Genomic DNA, 20977 nt, shown 5'->3' on the forward strand with positions numbered 1-20977 from the left:
TTACTCCTTTGACGTTGCCAGAGGTTCAATCCAAGTCTGAACTACCCCCTGGGTCTTCATATAATCAGCTAATTTTTCTGCAGTAAGTCGATCAGCAGTTAGGCAGATGAAGCATCCCCCGCGTCCGCCGCCAGTAAGTTTACTGCCCAATGAACCATGCGCATAGCTGGCAGTGATCAGGTCATCAATGGCAGGCAAACTTACCCCCAATTCCTTGAGTTCCTGGTGGGCTTGGCCTAATGCTTGTCCCAGCGTTATGACATCATCTTGGGCTAAAAGGGTTCGGACCTGTGCTGTTAGTTGACCGAGATTGTATAGGTGCTGGGTAGTGCCCTGCGGATCACGTTCCATCTTTTGGCGGACAATCGCAATCGCTTCTTTGGTTTGACCGAGGATGCCACTATCACAAATAACAAGGTAGCCACGACTAGTGATAGGGATCTGTTTGATCTCATGGTCACGAATCATCCAAATCGGGGAAGCGTTGGCAGCCGTAGTTGCGTCCAGACCACTGGGGTTTTTATGGGTATCAATCTCAGAGATATTGGCCAGATGTAAGAGCACATCCTGGTTGAGGGTCCAGCCATAAAAACGGAAAATAGCACGAATAATCGCCACGGCAACCGCAGCTGATGATCCCATTCCGCGCTCGGCCGGAATGTTGCTACTAATGTTTAAAGTGATGTTGCGTTGGTATGCAGGTAATCCCCGTAACAATTCCGCAACTAAGTGTTTAGTCCCAGCAAGTGCTACCGGAGCAGTGGCCAGTGGCCCGGTGTACAAGCTACTTTTTACCCGCACGCCGTGGTGATTGTTAGCTGTAACTGTAACGCGGACGCTAACAGCAGATAACGGAAAGGCAATTGCTGGCTGTCCGTATACTACTGAGTGTTCTCCGATCAAAATGATCTTGGCGTGACTAGTTCCTACTGCAGTTAATTTATCTTCTCGCATTCTATCAAAATGCTCCTCAAAATAATTTTCAAACATAATGATTATACACTATGTAACCAAGGGAATAAAAAACTAGTTGTAAAAATAGCTAAAAGTTAAAATTTATTGGGGTTAATAATGAAAGAAATGATTATTATTGGGGATGAAACGGGGCTGAAATGAGTAAACGAATGTCAGGGGATGGTATTGCAGTTCGCGTGGTAACACCGACTTGTGTTAAAATTACAGCGAGATTATCAGGGAGTGAGACATTTATTTATGAAGTTGACAGATACATTTGCAGTAGTCGATCTGGAGTCGACGGGAACTAGTTTCGAAACGGGGGACCGCATTATCCAGTTTAGCTGCGTATTCGTGAAAAATAATAAAATCATCAATACATTTAATACTTTAATTAACCCTGAGATGAAGATTCCCCGCGAAACACAAAACCTAACGGGGATTACTAATAAAGATGTCCGCAACGCCCCATATTTTGAAGACGTGGCGGGAACCATTTATTCATTATTACAAGATACAAATTTTGTAGCGCATAACATTCAGTTTGATTATCGTTTTTTAAATAGTGAATTGGAAAGAGTGGGGTATCCAATGCTAGACCTGGCCTGTATCGATACCGTCCAGTTAGCCCAGGTCTTGTTTCCAACCTTATCTTCATATCGGTTGGCTGAACTTGGGAGCCTGCTTGGAATCGAAAACAAGCGGCCCCACCGGGCTGATAGTGATGCAGAAACAACGGCGCGGATTTTTATTAAACTCCGTAACCGTTTGAGCAGTCTACCATTTCCGTTACTTGCTTCATTACGCCCCCTGGCTAGTCACCTTTTGTATGATACTGGGACTCTTTTTATTAATGCTTACCGTAATCGCAAGCACCGCCACCAAGTTTTGAGCAATAGTTTTGTTGAAGTAGGCGGGATTTTGCTACGGCGCCCAGAACGGCAAGTGACAACCATCCAGCCACAAGTATATCCGCGTAAAGTTGCCCAAAAACGTAAGCTTTTTGGTGAACGCTTGCACCTGCGAAATGAGCAAGCACGGATGATGGACAGTATCGATCGTTTTTGGCATTCGTCCCAACAAAAGCAACAGTTAGTACAAGCACCAACCGGGATGGGAAAGACCTATGGTTTTTTGCTACCTACCTTATATGCAGTGAGTCAGGGGCAAAAATTTGTTATCAGTACGGCAACGATGGCCTTACAAGAACAACTACTTAAAACATCCTTACCAGTCTTGACAGAGTTAACCCAGATTCCGGTGCGGGCATTGTCGTTAAAGGGAAATAGTAACTATATCGACTTAGCACGGTTTGCTCAGTCACTAAAGTTTCCTCAAAATGATAATACCTGTGTTTTGCAAATGAAGATTCTCGTGTGGTTGAGTATGACAGAAACCGGGGATTTTGCAGAACTTCACCTGACCACACTTCAGGACAACTTATTTACAACGATCGAGCACCACGGACTAGCAGCCCTCGAGCAAACAAGTCCGTTTTATGAATATGACTTTGTCCGCCGCCAAGCCCTAGCCCTCAAGAGTGCCGATATCGTAGTGACTAATCATGCGTATTTGTTGCAGCATGCAACGGAGTTGGCTGACTTTGGGGCTAATTTGATCATTGATGAAGGGCAAGACTTGGTGACAACAATGACACGGGTTAACCGGCAGGTGGTAGATTTTGATCAGGTTAAGATCCTAGCCGATACGGCTTTGGTCAAGATGGAGTCGCACCAGTCGTATTCGTTTGAGAATTTAGTCAAGATAGGGGTGTTATCGGCTAAACAATATACAACCTATCTCCGCCAGGTTCAAGTGATTGACCACGCTGTTCCTAGCCTCCGTCACCGGTTGTTGAGCCATTTCGTTGGTGGGGGAAAGTTGACGGAATATACGGAAAAACTACTTCCTGCACCAGACCTCAATGACTTTATTAAAAGCCACAGTGCTTTGGTTGGACAGATCAACCGGGCACTGCCCCATTTAAAAGCCTTTGGCCAATGGTTAGAAAATAAGCGTCAGCAAGCCCAAGCATCTGGGCAAATTGGTCGCGAAGGAAATGAGTTATTACGAAGTGTATGTTCCTTGTTGGATGAAATTAACCAGGAACTTGCTCCGTGGAGTAGGTTGTGCCGTGGGGCGCTTCAAGCAGCGCCAACCAAGAGCCAAACTTGGTTGACGCTTGCAGCACATCCAACTGCCCACTTGCGGTTAACTACTGGCTACCTTAGTGGGCAAGACTACTTGCAACAACAAGTCTACCAGCAGTTCCAACGGGTCTTGTTTATGGGAGCTGATTTGGTTCTGCCGGAGATTGATGATTATATGTACCGCCAACTTGATTTGGATCGGGATGCGCTGGTGGAAACATATCAAGGACCGTTTGACTATCAGAAGCAAACGATCACGATGGTCGCAACGGATGCCCCGTTAGTGACCGAGGTACCACGGGAAGAATATATCGCTTACTTAGCGGATGCGATTGAGCAAATTTGTCAAATACCGGTTCAAACCTTGGTCCTCTTTAATGCTCTGGATGACATCAAGGAGGTATACGAGCGCTTGAGTGAGCGGGGGTTCACCCAACGCCGAACGGTTCTCGCCCAGGGAATTAACGGGGGAGCAGAGAAATTACGCAAACGGTTCATCCTGGGTAAGGACAATGCTAATGTTCTCTTGGGAACGGGAACTTTTTGGGAAGGAATTGACTTACCTCATGATCAGCTACAATTATTGATCGTGGCGCGCTTGCCGTTCCAATCACCAGATACAGAGCTTAACCAAATTCGCCGGGAAGACGCCCAGCACAACGGGTTGGATCCCTTTAGTGAAGTTCTCCTGCCAGAGGCTATTTTGCGTTTGAAACAAGGTTGGGGTCGGTTGATCCGAACGCCCCATGACCAAGGCGCGTTTGTTATTTTGGATAACCGGATCTATAAGAAAAGTTATGGACATACAATGCGGGCGGCTTTCCCTAATGAGGTGCAGTTTAAACGTTATCCAACTAGTCAGATTGGAAATATGGTGACTAAGTTTTTGGCTGAAGATAATTAAATTTACAAAAAATCCAGCTCTAGGTTGTTACGAGCTGGATTTTTTGTGGGCGCGTGAAAAAATATCTTTGAAATTGTAGCAGCGATTGCATGCGGATAAGCACTTTTGTTTGTAACCACAGGATATATAGTGAAATATGTGCAACTATAAAAGTAACAAAAGTTGGATTGACGGGCTTTTAGCTTGGCACCTATATTTTTATAGGTCGTGTCTAGTGCGCAAAAAGGTGGAGAATGTAAAAAATAAAAAATTTTCAGGGCAACTGCTTAAGAAAAGTTGGCAGGAAGAAATAGAATCAGTCCTAAAAAACGCTCTTTGATTAGCAATGCGCTGAAAAAGATACGAGAATTAACGGGGAACTGCTATAATTATTACGTCAAAAGAATTAGATAATTGTATAGGTGAGAAAATGTTTAGTACCAGAACAGAACAGAACAGAACAGAACAGAACAGAACAGAACAGAACAGAACAGAACAGAACAGAACAGAACAGAACAGAACAGAACAGAACAGAACACCTTGATTATTTAGGTCAAGGTTTATTTGTCAAGCCCTTTTTTAAGAGTCTACTGATTTTTAAAGAATCAGTGGGCTCTTTTTGTGTACATTTATTTTCTTCAGTGAAGTGCGAAGGGATCTGGATATTATGACAGGGAAAAAGGGAATCGAACAATCCAGCATAACGCAAGAGGAAATTTCTTTATTCAATGATAAAGAATACGTAACTGAGAGAACACATTATGAACTCCAGGAAACAGTCGAAGCCAAAGAACTAATCAAGTCCAAAGCACGCGTTCAAAGTCATGGTGAAGTTTTTACTCCGAAATGGATGGTTCAGAAAATGCTGGCAGAACCAACAATTCAGGAGAAAATTTGCGATCTGCATGCAACATTCTTGGAACCAAGTGCGGGGGAAGGCGCTTTTTTAAGGGAAATCGTTCATCAACGCCTGACATATGTGGACCAAAGCTCAACAAAAAGCACTTGGATCCCAAAAGCACTATGGGCGTTGATGAGTATCTATGGGATTGAACTATTACCAGATAACTTGATCAAGGCACGTGCAGCCATGATGGATGTAGTAATTAATCATTATCAAACAGTGATGCAAAAGCAGTTGAGTAGCAATACTGATTTTTATAAAGCAGCACATTATGTGATAGCTACGAATATCGTACAAGGAAATACACTGGAATATACCAACAATCAAGGACAACTGATTGAGTTTAGCCATTGGTGGCCGGTGGACGACAAAAAAGTACAACGGGAAGTGTTCACTTATAAGTCGTTGTTTGCTGACGAGAATATGGACGAAACGGTTGGACAACTTGACCTATTTGATGAATTGCTGGTGCCAGAACCGACTAGAGAATACCAGATTTGCGACGTAACAAAGGTATACAAAGGGGAGTTAAAGTGATGAGTAAGCAAGAAAATGAACAATTTAAGTTTGACGTAGTGATTGGAAATCCGCCGTATCAGGAAGAAACTTCTGAGTTAAGTAAGAAAAATGGTCAGAAAAGCGTAAAGAATGTTTTTCAATTGTTTCAGGAACAGGCTGATAAAGTAACAAGAAAGTGTGTTTCTCTAATTTATCCAGGTGGTAGATGGATTCAGCAATCTGGAAAGGGAATGAAAAAGTTTGGATTGAGGCAAATAAATGATCCTCATTTAAAAGAAGTAACGTTTTATCCTGATGCAAATGAAATTTTCGATAAGGTCGGAATTGCTGATGGAATTTCTATAGTTGTAAAAGATATGAATAAAACTACCTCAGGGTTTAAGTACATTTACTCTAAGTCAGGTAAAACTAAAAAATTAAATTTAGATAATCCTGGAGAACAAATACTCCCGTTGAATCCCGCCGATTTATCTATGATTACAAAAATATCAACGTTTGTAAAAAAGTATTCTTTAAATTATTTACATGATGCGATACTTCCAAGATCGTTATTTGGAATTGAAAGCAGTTTTGTAGAGGATAATCCCGATAAAATTCACTCTTTTAAACGGAATTTCGATACTAAAAAGTACGTAAAGTTATTTTCTAATGATAAAGCTGGTAAAGCTGGAAGAGCTACATGGTTTTTAGCTGATTTAAACTCTATCAAAAAAAATAAGGAATATATTAGTAAATTTCAAGTGGTAGTTTCGAGTGCAAATGCCGGTGGTCAGAAGCGTGATAACCAAATATCTATTATGGATAATTACTCAGCTTTTGGCAGGTCAAGAGTAGCATTGAGGTCATTTGATACGTTGGATGAGGCCGAGAACTTTATGAAGTATGCTGAATCTAAAGTAATTAAATATACTTTTTTATTAACAGACGAGGCATTATCGTCTCTCGCAAAATGGGTACCCGATGTACTAGATTACACAAATAACAATAATTTGATTGATTTTACTCAAGAAATTGATAAACAACTTTGCAATCTCATAGGTTTTAGCCAAGAAGAATTTAAATATATCAATGCTAGAGTAAGTAGTATAAGGGGTGATAAATAATGAATACACCAAAAATTAAATCATTCAAACAAATCATCCCCATGATTTATGCTTACACTACTCCAAATGATAGTTCTCATCAGGGATGGACCAAAATTGGGTACACAGAAAGTCAATCAGTAGAAGACCGGGTTAAACAACAAACGCATACGGCAGATGTAAAGGTCAAAATTCTTTGGAAGGGAAATGCACGCTATCAAGATGGGACGGATGAAGTCTTTACTGACCATGAATTTCATGAGTATTTAACTAATAAGAAAAAAGTCGAACGGAAGCCTAAAACAGAATGGTTCCATGTCGATGGCGATACATCTCACCAATATTTTTATAAATTTACTGAGCGTAATCTTAATGATGTTCAGGGAAATAGTGGCACTCAGTATGAACTCCGCCAAGAACAGCAACAAGCAGTTGAGCAGACGATGAACTACTTTTTGAAAAACGGAGCAAAAAGCGAATTTTTGTGGAATGCTAAACCTCGCTTTGGTAAGACTTTATCGACTTATGATCTGATACGGCGAATGAAGTTACAAAACGTTTTAGTGGTGACCAATCGTCCTAGTATTGCTAACTCATGGTTTGATGATTTTGACAAATTCATTGCTTGGCAAACCAACTACAAGTTTGTTAGTGAAACAGACGCTTTAAAGGATAGACCAGTTCTATCGCGAAATGAATTTTTAAATACAATTGCAGATGGTGGCAACTATGGGCAGATTACTTTTGAGAGTTTGCAAGGGCTTAAAGGATCTGTTCATTTTGGTGGGAGCCATGAAAAGCTTAAATGGATTAGGGACTTAGAATGGGACCTGTTAGTCATTGATGAGGCCCACGAAGGTGTCGATACATACAGGACGGATAAAGCTTTTGAAAAAATTAAGCGAAAGTATACCCTTCATTTGACTGGAACGCCGTTTAAAGCTTTAGCTAAAGGAAAGTTCGCAGCTGATCAAATCTATAACTGGTCCTATGCAGATGAACAAAAAGCCAAAGCAAGTTGGGATGAAACCCATGAAGATGGTAGCAACCCATACGCAGTTATGCCTCAGCTTAACATGTATACTTATCAGATATCAGCCATGATGGTAGACCAATTGAAAGCAGGTATCGAATTGGATGATGGAGATAAGGTTAACCCAGCTTTTGACTTAAATGAATTTTTCCGGACTAGAAACGGAAAGTTTGTATATGATGATGCAGTTGATCGTTTCCTGGATGCCTTGACCACCCAAGAAAAATATCCTTTTTCAACTCCTGAGTTACGGCAAGAACTAGCCCATACTTTCTGGCTTTTAAACCGGGTTAATAGCGCTAAAGCCCTTGCCAAAAAGTTAAAGCACCACCCAGTATTTAGTGAGTATCAAATTGTACTAGCAGCTGGTGACGGTCAACTTAAGGATGACCAGTTAAACGATAAACAACTCGCTAAGGCTAATGAAAAGTCCTTTGATAAAGTTCAAAAAGCGATTAAGAACTATGACAAAACAATCACCTTGAGTGTGGGACAATTGACTACCGGGGTAACAATTAAACCATGGTCTGGGGTATTAATGTTATCAAGTATGAAGAGCCCATCTGAATATATGCAGGCGGCTTTTCGTGCGCAAAACCCATACTCTTACAATCACAATGGTGTTTTGATGCGCAAACAAAACGCTTATGTTTTTGACTTTGATCCAACGCGGACATTAATTATTTTTGATGAGTTTGCTAATAATTTATTGGCAGAAACTGCCAACGGCAAGGGAACTGCAGCTGATCATGAAGAAAATATTCGCAAACTATTAAACTTTTTCCCAGTAATTGGAGAAGATGAAGAAGGCCGTATGGTTGAACTGGATGCCAAACAGGTAATGTCCATTCCACGGCGACTAAAGTCACAAGAAGTGGTTAAACGGGGCTTTATGAGTAATTTCCTCTTCACTAATATTGATCGTGTCTTTGGTGCACCTGCTGCTGTGCGGGAGATCCTGAAAGAATTGGTACCAACTAAGGAAGCTAACCCTAAGAAAGGTAATGCTACTCTGGAAAATGTTGACGATATAGCTGTCAATGACCAGGGTAAAGTTGACGTTCCAAATGAACGAGTAATTGGAAAGTTTAAGGATTTGTTTGGCGATAAGATTTATGCTGAGACGGGGCAACAAGTAGCCAATGATGTTAAAATGATGGATAAGTCAGACTTTGCGGCTGCCAGTAAGAAAATAGTTAAACAGCTGAATGATCAAGTTAATACTGAGGTGATTAACCGGGTTAGGCAGGAATATCGGCTTAAAAAGAAAGAAGCCGAGCGCTATCAAAAACAAATTAATAAGGAAAATGAGAAAAAATTCAACCGTATTGCTGATGAAATGAATAATCAGAAAAAGCTTGCTCAAACAGAACTCAAGACCCAGGAACAAGCTGTGCGTACAGATGAAGAGCTGGCTAAAGTTCATCAAGAATACCAAGCTAAGATTGAAAACATTCTTGATGATTTCAATACTCAGGTTAATGAAGAAGTTCAAAAGACGATTAAAGATACCCCAACCGATGTGATTAAAAGGGTTGAACACCACCGTGAAGAAAGTAAGGTCAAAGAAGTTGAAGATGACGTTCGGGCTCATCTACGGGGCTTTTCGCGCACTATTCCGAGCTTTATAATGGCTTATGGGGATGAAAACCTAACTTTACAAAACTTTGATGATTATACTGAAGACGATGTTTTTGCCGAAGTAACGGGAATAAGTGAAGAACAATTCCGTTTCTTACGGGATGGTGGTGATTATTTTGATGAAAAGACTAATACCAAGAAGCATTTTGAAGGCCATCTCTTTGATGAGGTTATTTTCAATGATTCAATTCAACAGTTCTTGGAGTTGCGAGATAAGTTGAGTAACTACTTTGATGAAAGTAGTAATGAAGACATTTTTGACTACATCCCCCCACAAAAGACTAATCAGATTTATACACCAAGGGCAGTGGTAAAGCGTATGGTAGATGATTTAGAAGCCAATAATCCGGGAATATTTGTTGATCCGAATAAGACATTCGCTGATCTTTATATGAAATCTGGTCTTTACATTACTGAAATAGTCAAACGTTTATTCAGAAATGAAACAATGAAGAAGTTGTATCCAAATGACCGTGATCGGATTACCCATATCATGTGTCACCAGGTGTACGGATTAGCGCCAACGCGTATTATTTATTTAATTGCAACTAATTATATTTTTGGGTTTGATGACGATCTCAGACATTCAGTGCTTGGTAAGCACTTCAAGCAAATTGATGCTGCTAAGTATGCTAAAGAGGGTACCTTGCAAGATGTTATTCAGAAAGAGTTTGGAGGGAACTATTTTAATTAATATGAAGATTCACCTCCCCATGGCTAATTTCTGGCTTGAAGCCGACGGGGTTAGGATTCCGTTTAGAGTCATCAATGTGACGGACCAGGCAAATCGACACATTAAACAAGCCACGGGCCATTCATATCAAGTTGAGCGTTCGTATGTTTTAGTGCCCATATTGCCAAATAAATTTTACTATGCAGAATTGCAGCTCCAAAGTGACCTGGTTTTTCCAGAAGTAAATTTTGATGATTCCATATCGAGTGAATTTTATTCAGGGTGTAGCTGGTTCGTTGGTTCATACGTCTTAGGAACAGCTGGCTATGTTAACAATGATGACCTAGATGAGCATATTTCCGGTGGGAACTTAGCCGGGTATCTTGACGTTGATGAGCGCTTTAAAGACCAGTTGTTGTTTCAAGTTTCGTATAAAGACGCTACAACTTATCGTGCTGATCATGCTAAGTATCAATGGTTTGACCTTTCACTTGATTTTTCCTTTGATGAAATGCGCCATTATCTATATAGCTCATCTGGATAAAACTTTGTTGAAATAATAATTTAAACACATCTTGTACAAGGATTGGTTAATTAGCAACCAATCCTTTTTTTGTATGAACTATATTCAAAATATTTAATAATTTTATTTAAAACCAGTGTAACAATTGCTGCTCGTAAGTACGAATTTTTTGCTCAAAAAAATTAACCAATCTCCCTTGGCAAACATTAGCAATAATATTTTAATATGTTTAAACACTTAAACCTAAGGAGGGCTCTTATGGAAAAAGAAAGAACGTTAGCCGCTTTTGCGGCAGTGATGCCAGCATTTGCAATTTTTCAAGATGCCCGGCGCCAGCAACTCATGACGGAGATTTGCTGTAAAGAAGAGTTGACAGTTAATGAGTTAACCGCGACGACATCCTTGTCCCGTCCGGCTGTTTCCCATCACTTGAAATTAATGCTCGATGCGGGTGTGATCAAGGTTCGCCAAGTTGGAGTTGAACGTCGTTACTCACCCAACTTAGTCCCGGTCATCGCCCAACTCAAGGAGTTAACAGCTGCCCTAGAAAGCTAAGCTGTTATTTTTTACCACTTTATGTTTAAAAGTTTAAACTTAAGAAAAAACGTGCGCGACAAATATGTTGAAGCTTACGGATATTAAAGTAACGATTATTAAGAAGAGGGAGGAATTTTTAATGAAGAAAATTTTAGTTGTCGAAACTAATCAAGCTACTTACGGACGCCGATCAGAGGCCACTGGTTTATGGTTGGGCGAAACGACGGAATTTGTTTTAGCGGTTCAAGCTGCCGGGTATCAAGTGGATTATGTTAGTCCCAAGGGCGGCTATGTACCACTAGATCCACGGAGTATGAAGTATGCTGACCAAGCAAGTATAAAACTTTATCAACAAACTTCCTTCCAGCAAATGGCTTTGGCGCATACTTTAGCTCCAGCAGATGTTGACCCAGCAGCATATGTTGCAATTTACTATGCTGGTGGTCACGGAGTGATGTGGGACTTCCCTGATAATCAAGGCTTACGCCAGATCGCAGAAGATATCTACCGACACGGTGGTTATATTAGCTCAGTGTGTCACGGAATTGCGGGACTATTGAATTTACACCGTCCGGATGGAGAAAATTTATTGCGAGGCAAGCAAGTAACTGGTTTTACTACTGGCGAAGAAATTTTAGCCGGAAAACGGCGGATCGTACCGTTTCTTAACCAAGAGGCAGTAAAAATTCGGGGCGGATATTTCGTTAAGAAGCGTCCGTATGCTTCCTTTGCTCTGCGTGACGGACATTTAATTACTGGACAAAACCCATTTTCAGCCCAAGCGGTCGCCCAGGAATTACTGACAGCCTTGGCTTCTGCTCAGTAATGCTGGCAAAAGTAAGTGATGAACAGAAAAAGAAACCTTGAATAATCGTAAATTTTTTCCAATATCTCGCCCGCACCAGGGGAACCAGGGTATAATGAGTAATATCAATTATTCAAAGGTGAGGTTGTACGTTATGAACAAACGTCTTTTCTATCAACCCGATATTCCAACCAGCATTATCTGTTGGTCATTTACCCTAATCGTCTTTTTTATCAGTATGTTATTATGGTTGGAAATTACTGTTTTTCAGATTTGGACGGCCCTGTTTTTAGGCCTCTTTGTCATTCTAGTAGTTATTCAACTATGGCGTCGTTTCATTACGCTTGAAGATGATACCGTTGTTTTGCATACCTTGATCCCCCAAAACACTAAACGGATTAAGTTTGCCAAAATTCAGGCAGTGACAGTTCGGCGGGGGCAATTAATTCTCAAAACGCAGTTTCGGGAATATGGGGTCTTATTACGCAAAGCCGACCGTATCCAACTCCAGCAGTACTTAACAACTGTAATAAAGTAGGTGATAATGATGAAAAAAAGCCTTCCTGTTGCTGTCCTCATAGTGGGCATGATCGTTGCCTTGGATCAATGGGTCAAAACCTGGGTGCAAAGCAATATTGCTTTCAATCATGAACAACCACTTATTCCAGGAGTGGTTGATTTGACCCACATTTGGAACTTTGGGGCTGCATGGAGCAGTTTTTCCGGTCAGCACCTCTTTTTTGTAATAATTTCAGTGCTCGCACTGGGGGTAATGGCATATGTTTTTATGAAGAAATACCAGAACTGGTGGTATGTTATCGGGCTCAGTCTTCTATGTGGGGGGACGCTGGGGAACTTTATTGACCGTTTAGGGCGGGGATATGTTGTTGATATGTTTGCCTTACGTTTCATTTCCTTCCCCATTTTCAATATTGCTGACATTGCCTTAACCCTGGGCGTGGTCGTAATACTATTTGCATTGTTAAAGGATGATTCACTAGCATGAAAGAGATTAAGATAACCGATCAAACTGGACGGTTAGACAAGGTACTGCCGGGTTTGCTACCTGAGTATTCCCGATCGCAACTGCAAAAACTGATTGCAGCAGAAAATATCAAAGTGAACGGGCAGGTGACTAAGCCTAAATATAAAGTCGAACCTGGGGATGTGGTGACCTTTGATGAACCAGAGATTCAAACATTGGAGGTTGAACCAGAAAACATCCCCCTCGATATTTACTACGAAGATGAAGATGTTATCGTTGTCAACAAGCCACAGGGAATGGTTGTCCACCCAGCTCCGGGCCACCCAGACCATACATTGGTCAATGCCCTGCTATACCATTCGCCTCTCTCCACGATCAATGGCACTTATCGGCCGGGAATTGTCCATCGGATCGACAAGGATACTTCAGGTTTATTGATGGTGGCCAAAAACGACCGGGCTCACCGCAGTCTAGCGCATCAGTTGAAAGAAAAAACTAATATTCGCGAATATATCGCCCTTGTTCACGGCCGGATTAAACCTGACAAAGGAACGATCAACGCGCCGATTGGCCGTAGCAAGAAAGACCGCAAAAAACAAGCAGTTATTGCTGAAGGGCGACCAGCAGTTACCCATTTTGAGGTTTTGAAACGGTACCAGCACTATACATTAGTTAAGTGCATTCTAGAGACCGGGCGTACCCACCAAATTCGGGTCCATATGAAGTATATCGACCATCCTTTGGCTGGTGATCCCTTGTATGGACCGCGAAAAACACTTCCGGGTGCAGGTCAGTTTCTACATGCACAAAAGTTAGGTTTTAAGCATCCGCGGACTGGGGAGTTATTAACGTTTGAAGCACCACTACCAACTAATTTCCAGCAAACCTTGGAATTTCTTGACAAAACGGACAAGTTACAGTAGATTATGTATGATAGATATGCTTTTAAGTTAGTCCTGTGAGGCTAAGAAGGTAGAATCTTTAGTAACGGTAGACTTAGACTAGCCTGAGCTAGATCTAAGTAAATGTATTAAGATTAAACCACTTAGTTAAGCTTGACCTAACTAAGTGGTTTTTTGTTTTAAGGAGGACACAGTAATGGCAAAAGAAATTATCGACGCAATGGCGATGAAACGAGCATTAACACGGATGACCTATGAAATCATCGAAAAAAACAAGGGGATTGAGGACATTGCCTTAGTCGGAATCAAAACGCGGGGGATCTACTTGGCTGAACGGATTGCCCAACGGTTGGAACAATTAGAAGATAAAAAGGTGCCCGTAGGTGTCTTAGACATCTCGCTATATCGTGATGACCGCCATGATCTCACAACTAAGAAAGACCCAGTTGTTAAAGAGTCACAATTTGGTTTTGATATTACTGACAAACACGTCATCTTAGTTGATGATGTTCTCTTTACTGGCCGGACCGTGCGGGCTGCTTTGGACGCCATCATGGATCAAGGGCGTCCTAAGAGCATCAACTTGGCGGTCTTGGTAGATCGGGGGCACCGTGAATTACCAATTCGGGCTGACTTCGTAGGGAAGAACGTTCCAACATCACTTAAAGAACAAATTTCCGTTAAGGTCGAAGAACTTGATGGTCAAGATGGAATTTTCCTAAAAGCTTTAAAAACCGAATAAAAGCAACGTTTTAATTGACTCCAGAGAGAGCGAAAAGTTGACACTGATGCTGGCATATGGTCAGTAGTCTCTTTAACTTGCCCTGGATAGTAATATTCAGGGCGTTATTTTTTAATAAGGAATAAGGGATGAGCATAATGAAGCAGGTAAAATTAACAAATTTTGTGAGCGTCGAAGGGTTGACCAACGATGAAGTAATGGCACTGATCACACGGGCAGAAGCATTCAAGCAGGGTAAAGCCCATTTGGAATTAGCAACTGATGTGTATGTAGCCAATCTTTTCTTTGAAAACTCCACTCGGACTAAATCAAGTTTTCAAATGGCTGAAAGCAAGCTGGGTATGAAGCAGATCGTCTTTGATCCCCAATCAAGTTCGGTGAAAAAAGGCGAAACGTTGTATGATACTTTACTAACTCTGAACGCAGTCGGAGTTGATCTTGCAGTAATCCGCCACCCACAAAACGAATATTATCAGGAATTGCTCAACTTGCCTGCAAATAGTCATCTCAATATTGGGGTGGTTAACGCAGGCGATGGTAGTGGTCAACACCCATCACAATGTCTCCTTGACCTGATGACCATTTATGAACACTTTGGACATTTTCAAGGGTTGAAGGTTGCTATCATCGGGGACTTAACCAATTCACGGGTGGCACGCAGTAACATGGAAATGCTCACCCAGCTGGGAGCTGAAGTTTACTTCTCAGGTCCTAAGTACTGGTTTACAGAAGAGTTTGAACATTACGGACAATATTTACCTGTTGATGACTTGGTTGACCAGATGGATGTCGTAATGCTCTTGCGGGTACAACATGAACGGCACCAAGATGATGCCAATGAAGCACAATTTGATGCTGCGCAATACCATGCTCAATACGGAATTAACCAAGCACGGTATGACCGCCTGCAAGATGATGCGATCATCATGCACCCAGGTCCAATCAACCGGGGAGTCGAACTGGCATCAAACCTGGTCGAAGCACCTAAGTCAATGTTTTTCCAACAAATGCAAAATGGAGTCTTTGCCCGGATGGCAATGATTGAAGCTGTATTAAGAGGACGCAAATTAGGAGGACTAAACTAATGAAAACTTTAATTAAAAATGGTCAAGTATTCTTGGCAGGTAAGCTAACCCAACAGGATATCCTTATCAAAGATGATCGAATCCAAGCAATCGGATCACACCTCGAACATTTGCGTTCAACTGACCGGGTGATTGATGCTAAGGGCAAATTAGTCAGCCCCGGTTTGATCGATGTGCACGTTCACTATCGGGAACCAGGACAAACTTACAAAGAAACAGTTGCGACTGGGTCGCAAGCAGCAGCTCACGGTGGGTTTACAACGGTAGGGGCAATGCCAAATGTAACGCCTGTACCCAATACACCGGAGTTATTCCAAGCTATGACTACTATCAACCATAAAGATGGGGTAGTTCACATTAAACAATATGCTCCGATTACAGTTGACCGGACAACCGATGAGTTAGTCGATTTCAAAGCTTTGAAAGCAGCAGGTGCCTTTGGCTTTTCCAATGATGGTAATGGTGTCCAAACAGCTGGAGTGATGTTCCAAGCTATGCAAGCTGCCGCCCAAGTAGGATTACCAATCGTTGCGCACGTTGAAGATGATTCTCTGAAAAATAACGGGGTAATGAATGCTGGCCCGCAAGCCGAAGCGTTGGGGGTCCCAGGGATTCCAAGCGTATGTGAATCCTCACAGTTAGCACGGGACTTAATGTTAGCCCAAGCAACTGGGGTTCACTACCACGTCTGCCATGTTTCAACTAAAGAAAGTGTAGCTTTGATTCGGTGGGCTAAGCAGCAAGGGATCAATGTTACTTGTGAAGTAGCCCCACATCACCTCCTCTTGAGTGATGAACAAATCACTAAGGCAGATCCATATTACAAGATGAACCCGCCATTGCGGAGTGAGGCAGATCGCCAAGCATTAATCGCCGGACTTTTGGACGGAACAATTGACATGATCGCTACTGACCATGCACCACACAGTCGCGAAGAAAAACAAGGGGATATGCAAACGGCTGCTTTCGGGATCACTGGTAGTGAAACAGCATTTGCAACTCTGTATACAGTGTTTGTTAAGAAAGGTATCTTTACCTTAGAACAACTGTTGACTTGGATGACTAGCAAACCAGCTGAAATCTTCAAGTTAAACGATAGCGGTTCGTTATTGCCAGGGACAGTAGCCGATATTGCCATTTTTGACCTTGAAAATGAACATGTTTTAACGGAAGAAGAATACTTCTCCAAGGGGGTTAATACTCCATTTACAGGTATGAAAGTCTATGGCATGACTGCTATGACATTGGTTGCAGGAAACATTGCTTACTCGCGGGAGGAAAAATAGCATGAAACGTTACTTAATTTTAGAAGATGGGTCCGTTTATGAAGGGGAGGCTTTTGGTGCCCAGGAAGTAACCACTGGCGAGGTTGTCTTTACAACAGGGATGACCGGTTACCAAGAAGCCATCACGGACCAATCCTATGCTAATCAAATTTTGACTTTTACTAACCCGTTGATCGGTAACTATGGGGTTAATCTTGATGATTGTGAATCCCTCCAACCGCACTGTAAAGGGGTAATCTGTCGCGAAGTAGCGCGGGTTTCAAGTAATTGGCGCCAACAGGAAACGTTGCCTAAGTTTCTAGAACAAATGGGTATTCCCGGTTTGAAAGGAATCGATACCCGGGCTTTAACCAAGAAGTTACGGGTACACGGAACGATGAAGGGAAGCTTGATCAACAGCATGGATGATTACGAACATGCTTTTGATCAGTTAAAAGCAACTGTTATCAATAAAGACATTGTGAGTCAGGTATCAACTAGCAAACCATATCCTAACCCAGGCTCTAAGCGCAATGTTGTTTTGGTTGACTTTGGGGTTAAGCATAGTATTTTGCGGGAATTGGCAGAGCGTAACTGCAACACTATTGTGTTGCCATCTTCGGCCACTGCAGAAGAGATCCTCCAACTTCATCCAGATGGGGTGCTCCTCTCTAATGGCCCTGGCGATCCTAAGGATGTTCCCCATGCGATCGAGATGTGTCGTCAGATCCAAGAAAAGTTGCCTCTTTTTGGGATCTGTCTGGGACACCAAATTTTCTGCCTAGCTAACGGTGCGGATACTTACCATATGAAGTTTGGTCACCGGGGCTTTAACCACCCCGTACGGGAAATTGCAACAGGAAGAATCGCCTTTACCTCTCAAAATCACGGGTATGCGGTTGAACCAGATTCATTAAAAGATACTGATCTGATTGTCACCCATCAGGAAATCAATGACGGGACGATTGAAGGAGTAAGACACAAGTATTATCCGGCCTTCTCCGTTCAATTCCACCCCGACGCAGCTCCAGGACCACATGATGCGGTGGACCTCTTTGATGATTTCATGGATGCAATGGATAAGCGAAAGGAAGAGCAAAATGCCTAAGAGAACAGATGTACACAAAATTTTAGTTATCGGCTCAGGTCCCATCATCATTGGGCAAGCTGCGGAATTCGACTATTCTGGGACCCAAGCTTGCTTGGCGCTTAAAGAAGAGGGCTACCAAGTGGTTTTGGTTAACTCCAACCCAGCAACAATCATGACGGATACTGAGATTGCTGACAAAGTTTATATTGAACCATTGACTGTTGAATCAGTAGCGCGGATCATCCGCCAAGAATTACCGGACGCAATATTGCCAACTTTAGGGGGGCAAATTGCCTTAAACTTAGCTGTGGCCTTAGGCAAGAGTGGCATTCTTGATGAACTAAACATTCAATTGTTAGGGACTAAGTTAGCTTCCATTGACCAGGCTGAAGACCGTGAAAAGTTCAAGGAATTAATGAATGAACTACACGAACCAGTCCCAGCTTCCAAAACTGTTAACACGGTTGCTGAAGCGGTCGCTTTTGCGGAACAAATTGGTTATCCAGTGATTGTCCGGCCAGCCTTTACAATGGGCGGTACTGGCGGTGGTATGTGTAATAACCGTGAAGAACTAGAAGAAATTGCGGCTAATGGGTTAGACCTTTCTCCCGCAACCCAATGTTTGATCGAAAAGAGTATCAAGGGCTATAAAGAAATTGAGTTCGAAGTAATGCGGGACTCAGCCGATAATGCAATGGTTGTCTGTTCGATGGAAAACTTTGATCCGGTGGGAATTCACACTGGGGATTCAATCGTTTTTGCGCCCACGCAAACTTTGACTGATCGCGAATATCAAATGCTGCGGGATTGTTCTTTGAAGCTGATTCGGGCTTTGAAGATTGAAGGGGGCTGTAATGTTCAGCTGGCATTAGATCCTAATAGTTATACTTACAATGTTATCGAAGTTAATCCGCGGGTGTCCCGGTCCTCGGCCTTAGCATCTAAAGCAACGGGGTATCCAATTGCTAAAATGGCAGCGAAAATCGCTGTTGGTTTGACATTAGATGAAATCATCAACCCTGTTACTAAGACGACCTATGCTGAATTTGAACCAGCTTTGGATTATGTGGTTGCTAAGATTCCACGGTGGCCATTCGACAAGTTCTCTCGGGCCGACAGAACTTTGGGAACCCAAATGAAGGCCACAGGGGAAGTAATGGCAATTGGACGAAATGCCGAAGAAGCATTGCAAAAAGCAGTGCGGTCACTTGAAATTGACCAAAAAGACCTGTACTCCAAAGAAGCAGCCCAAGTTAGCGATGAAGTCTTGGAAAAGCGGCTGGTTTATGCACGGGATGACCGTTTGTTCTACTTGGCAGAAGCCTTCCGGCGCAACTATTCTTTAGAAGGTGTACATGAAATCACCAAGATTACGACCTATTTCTTGGACATTATCAAGCACATTGTCGAACTTGAAGAAGAAATTGCACATCATCCACAAGATCAGGATATTTTGCTGAAAGCAAAGCGGTACGGCTTTAGCGATGATTCTATCGCTCGCTTATGGGAAAGCACACCAGCAGCAGTCCGGGCAATGCGGAAAGAAGCAGCTATTCGACCAGTATATAAGATGGTTGATACTTGTGCAGCAGAGTTTGAATCTGCTACACCATACTTTTACAGTAGTTATGACCAAGAAAACGAAAGCATCAAGAGTGATAAACCATCAATCTTGGTCATCGGTTCAGGTCCAATTCGGATTGGACAAGGGGTTGAATTCGACTATGCGACCGTCCACAGTGTTAAAGCTATCCAACAAATGGGCTATGAAGCAATTGTCATGAATTCTAACCCAGAAACTGTTTCAACAGACTTCTCCATCTCTGACAAGCTATACTTTGAACCACTGACGTTAGAGGATGTTCTCAATGTGGTTGAGCTTGAACAACCAGAAGGAGTAATCGTTCAGTTCGGGGGGCAAACTGCGATTAACTTAGCTGCAGGCCTGGAAGAAAATGGGGTAAAAATCATCGGTACAACCGTTGCTGACTTGGACCGGGCAGAAGACCGGCAACTGTTCGATGAAGTGATCACTGAGTTAGGATTGAAGCAACCAATTGGGAAGACGGCAACCACTGAAGCGGGAGTAATAGCAGCCGCTGAAGAAATCGGCTATCCAGTATTAGTTCGGCCAAGTTACGTTTTAGGCGGACGGGCCATGGAAATTGTCAATAACCAACAAGAATTGGCTAACTATCTCAAAGAAAATACTGAAGTTGGTTTAGCTCACCCAATCTTAATTGACGCTTATCTCGAAGGACGCGAATGTGAAGTCGATGCGATCTGTGACGGAACTGATGTGCTCTTACCAGGGATCATGGAACATATCGAACACGCTGGGGTCCACTCTGGGGACTCGATGGCAGTTTACCCACCCCAGAGTTTCAATCAGGACGTAATTGACCAAATTGTCGCTGCAACTGAGAAATTAGCGGTTGCTCTCAAGTGCAAGGGGATCATGAACATCCAATTCATCATCCACGATGGCGAAGCTTATGTTCTTGAAGTTAACCCACGGGCTAGTCGTACAGTGCCATTCTTGAGCAAGATCACAGGGATCGAAATGGCACAAGTGGCCACTCGCGCCATTCTAGGACAATCCTTAAAAGAACAAGGGTTCAAGCCAGGCTTAGCCCCTGAATCATCATTGATCCATGTTAAGGCACCGGTATTCTCCTTTAGCAAGTTAGATGATGTTGATAGTTACCTAGGACCAGAAATGAAGTCGACAGGTGAAGTAATGGGGACGGACCAAACCTTTGCCAAGGCCCTATACAAAGCCTTTGCTGGTGCTAAGATGGCAGTGCCTGATGTGGGAAGCGTTCTGTTGACAATTGATGGCAAGGACAAAGAGCAAATCCTTCCATTAGCACGGCGGTTTAGAAATATTGGTTATCAAATCTTTGCTACGGCGGGGACAAGTGAATTTTTACGGGATAACGGTGTGCATGTTACTCCAGTTACTAAGATCCATGAAAATAATGCTGATCAGACCAATATCCTACGCTTATTAGAAGCAAACCAAGTGCAGTTAGTAATCAACACGATGGGGCATGACCATGAAGTGACATCCGATGGCTTTGTCATCCGGCAAACAGCAATCGAGCACAATATTCCACTGATTACTTCCTTAAATACTGCTGAAGCACTGTTGACCGCCTTGGAGGGTCGTTCTTTCACCACCCAGTCACTATAAGCCAGGAG

The 20977-nt window shown here is 42.5% G+C and carries 16 protein-coding genes; 15 read left to right on the forward strand and 1 reads right to left on the reverse strand.

Going from position 1 to position 20977, the window contains the following annotated elements:
• Entirely contained in the window at window positions 1-954 is a 954-nt protein-coding gene (gene mvk, locus V3C97_RS03635) for a mevalonate kinase (protein WP_338434490.1), read from the reverse strand.
• A 258-nt stretch (window positions 955-1212) separates the two neighbouring features.
• Here mvk and V3C97_RS03640 point away from each other — a divergent pair, with 258 nt between their 5' ends.
• The 15 genes from V3C97_RS03640 to carB all read left to right on the forward strand — a co-directional run bounded on the left by V3C97_RS03640 (window position 1213) and on the right by carB (window position 20969).
• Complete coding sequence (locus tag V3C97_RS03640; RefSeq protein WP_338434491.1) at window positions 1213-4008, forward strand: helicase C-terminal domain-containing protein; 2796 nt, start codon at window positions 1213-1215, stop codon at window positions 4006-4008.
• 646 nt (window positions 4009-4654) lie between these two features.
• A complete protein-coding gene (locus V3C97_RS03645) occupies window positions 4655-5428 on the forward strand; it encodes a methylase (protein ID WP_338434492.1) in 774 nt (257 codons plus the stop codon).
• On the forward strand, window positions 5428-6513 hold the full coding sequence (locus V3C97_RS03650; RefSeq protein WP_338434493.1) for an Eco57I restriction-modification methylase domain-containing protein: 1086 nt from the start codon (window positions 5428-5430) through the stop codon (window positions 6511-6513). The genes V3C97_RS03645 and V3C97_RS03650 overlap by 1 nt, the downstream gene beginning before the upstream one ends.
• Window positions 6513-9860, forward strand: a complete 3348-nt coding sequence (locus tag V3C97_RS03655; RefSeq protein ID WP_338434494.1) for a DEAD/DEAH box helicase family protein — start codon at window positions 6513-6515, stop codon at window positions 9858-9860. Before V3C97_RS03650 ends, V3C97_RS03655 begins: the two co-directional genes overlap by 1 nt.
• Complete coding sequence (locus V3C97_RS03660) at window positions 9820-10383, forward strand: hypothetical protein (RefSeq protein WP_338434495.1); 564 nt, start codon at window positions 9820-9822, stop codon at window positions 10381-10383. The genes V3C97_RS03655 and V3C97_RS03660 overlap by 41 nt, the downstream gene beginning before the upstream one ends.
• A 237-nt stretch (window positions 10384-10620) precedes the next feature.
• Entirely contained in the window at window positions 10621-10917 is a 297-nt protein-coding gene (locus tag V3C97_RS03665; RefSeq protein WP_338434496.1) for a metalloregulator ArsR/SmtB family transcription factor, read from the forward strand.
• Between the two features lie 121 nt (window positions 10918-11038).
• Window positions 11039-11725 (forward strand): type 1 glutamine amidotransferase domain-containing protein, encoded by a 687-nt coding sequence (locus tag V3C97_RS03670; protein ID WP_338434497.1) that lies wholly within the window; start codon window positions 11039-11041, stop codon window positions 11723-11725.
• Window positions 11726-11858: 133 nt separating this feature from the next.
• Complete coding sequence (locus V3C97_RS03675; protein ID WP_338434498.1) at window positions 11859-12242, forward strand: EbsA family protein; 384 nt, start codon at window positions 11859-11861, stop codon at window positions 12240-12242.
• A gap of 6 nt (window positions 12243-12248) precedes the next feature.
• Window positions 12249-12710, forward strand: coding sequence for a signal peptidase II (lspA, locus tag V3C97_RS03680; protein ID WP_338434499.1), 462 nt, complete (start codon window positions 12249-12251; stop codon window positions 12708-12710).
• Window positions 12707-13612 (forward strand): RluA family pseudouridine synthase, encoded by a 906-nt coding sequence (locus V3C97_RS03685; protein WP_338434500.1) that lies wholly within the window; start codon window positions 12707-12709, stop codon window positions 13610-13612. Before lspA ends, V3C97_RS03685 begins: the two co-directional genes overlap by 4 nt.
• A gap of 175 nt (window positions 13613-13787) precedes the next feature.
• Complete coding sequence (gene pyrR / locus V3C97_RS03690) at window positions 13788-14333, forward strand: bifunctional pyr operon transcriptional regulator/uracil phosphoribosyltransferase PyrR (protein WP_027826588.1); 546 nt, start codon at window positions 13788-13790, stop codon at window positions 14331-14333.
• 128 nt (window positions 14334-14461) lie between these two features.
• A complete protein-coding gene (locus tag V3C97_RS03695; protein WP_268889436.1) occupies window positions 14462-15418 on the forward strand; it encodes an aspartate carbamoyltransferase catalytic subunit in 957 nt (318 codons plus the stop codon).
• Entirely contained in the window at window positions 15418-16704 is a 1287-nt protein-coding gene (locus V3C97_RS03700) for a dihydroorotase (protein ID WP_338434501.1), read from the forward strand. The genes V3C97_RS03695 and V3C97_RS03700 overlap by 1 nt, the downstream gene beginning before the upstream one ends.
• Before the next feature lies 1 nt (window position 16705).
• Entirely contained in the window at window positions 16706-17791 is a 1086-nt protein-coding gene (locus tag V3C97_RS03705) for a carbamoyl phosphate synthase small subunit (protein WP_027826585.1), read from the forward strand.
• Window positions 17784-20969 (forward strand): carbamoyl-phosphate synthase large subunit, encoded by a 3186-nt coding sequence (gene carB, locus V3C97_RS03710; RefSeq protein ID WP_180849652.1) that lies wholly within the window; start codon window positions 17784-17786, stop codon window positions 20967-20969. The genes V3C97_RS03705 and carB overlap by 8 nt, the downstream gene beginning before the upstream one ends.
• Window positions 20970-20977 lie beyond the last annotated feature (8 nt).

This window comes from Ligilactobacillus saerimneri, from assembly GCF_036689625.1.
Classification (GTDB): Bacteria; Bacillota; Bacilli; order Lactobacillales; family Lactobacillaceae; genus Ligilactobacillus; species Ligilactobacillus saerimneri.

Coding starts and splice junctions, on each gene's coding strand:
- mvk (WP_338434490.1), bottom strand. CDS start 954: ATGCGAGAAGATAAATTAACTGCAGTAGGAACTAGTCACGCCAAGATC.
- V3C97_RS03640 (WP_338434491.1), top strand. CDS start 1,213: ATGAAGTTGACAGATACATTTGCAGTAGTCGATCTGGAGTCGACGGGA.
- V3C97_RS03645 (WP_338434492.1), top strand. CDS start 4,655: ATGACAGGGAAAAAGGGAATCGAACAATCCAGCATAACGCAAGAGGAA.
- V3C97_RS03650 (WP_338434493.1), top strand. CDS start 5,428: ATGAGTAAGCAAGAAAATGAACAATTTAAGTTTGACGTAGTGATTGGA.
- V3C97_RS03655 (WP_338434494.1), top strand. CDS start 6,513: ATGAATACACCAAAAATTAAATCATTCAAACAAATCATCCCCATGATT.
- V3C97_RS03660 (WP_338434495.1), top strand. CDS start 9,820: ATGTTATTCAGAAAGAGTTTGGAGGGAACTATTTTAATTAATATGAAG.
- V3C97_RS03665 (WP_338434496.1), top strand. CDS start 10,621: ATGGAAAAAGAAAGAACGTTAGCCGCTTTTGCGGCAGTGATGCCAGCA.
- V3C97_RS03670 (WP_338434497.1), top strand. CDS start 11,039: ATGAAGAAAATTTTAGTTGTCGAAACTAATCAAGCTACTTACGGACGC.
- V3C97_RS03675 (WP_338434498.1), top strand. CDS start 11,859: ATGAACAAACGTCTTTTCTATCAACCCGATATTCCAACCAGCATTATC.
- lspA (WP_338434499.1), top strand. CDS start 12,249: ATGATGAAAAAAAGCCTTCCTGTTGCTGTCCTCATAGTGGGCATGATC.
- V3C97_RS03685 (WP_338434500.1), top strand. CDS start 12,707: ATGAAAGAGATTAAGATAACCGATCAAACTGGACGGTTAGACAAGGTA.
- pyrR (WP_027826588.1), top strand. CDS start 13,788: ATGGCAAAAGAAATTATCGACGCAATGGCGATGAAACGAGCATTAACA.
- V3C97_RS03695 (WP_268889436.1), top strand. CDS start 14,462: ATGAGCATAATGAAGCAGGTAAAATTAACAAATTTTGTGAGCGTCGAA.
- V3C97_RS03700 (WP_338434501.1), top strand. CDS start 15,418: ATGAAAACTTTAATTAAAAATGGTCAAGTATTCTTGGCAGGTAAGCTA.
- V3C97_RS03705 (WP_027826585.1), top strand. CDS start 16,706: ATGAAACGTTACTTAATTTTAGAAGATGGGTCCGTTTATGAAGGGGAG.
- carB (WP_180849652.1), top strand. CDS start 17,784: ATGCCTAAGAGAACAGATGTACACAAAATTTTAGTTATCGGCTCAGGT.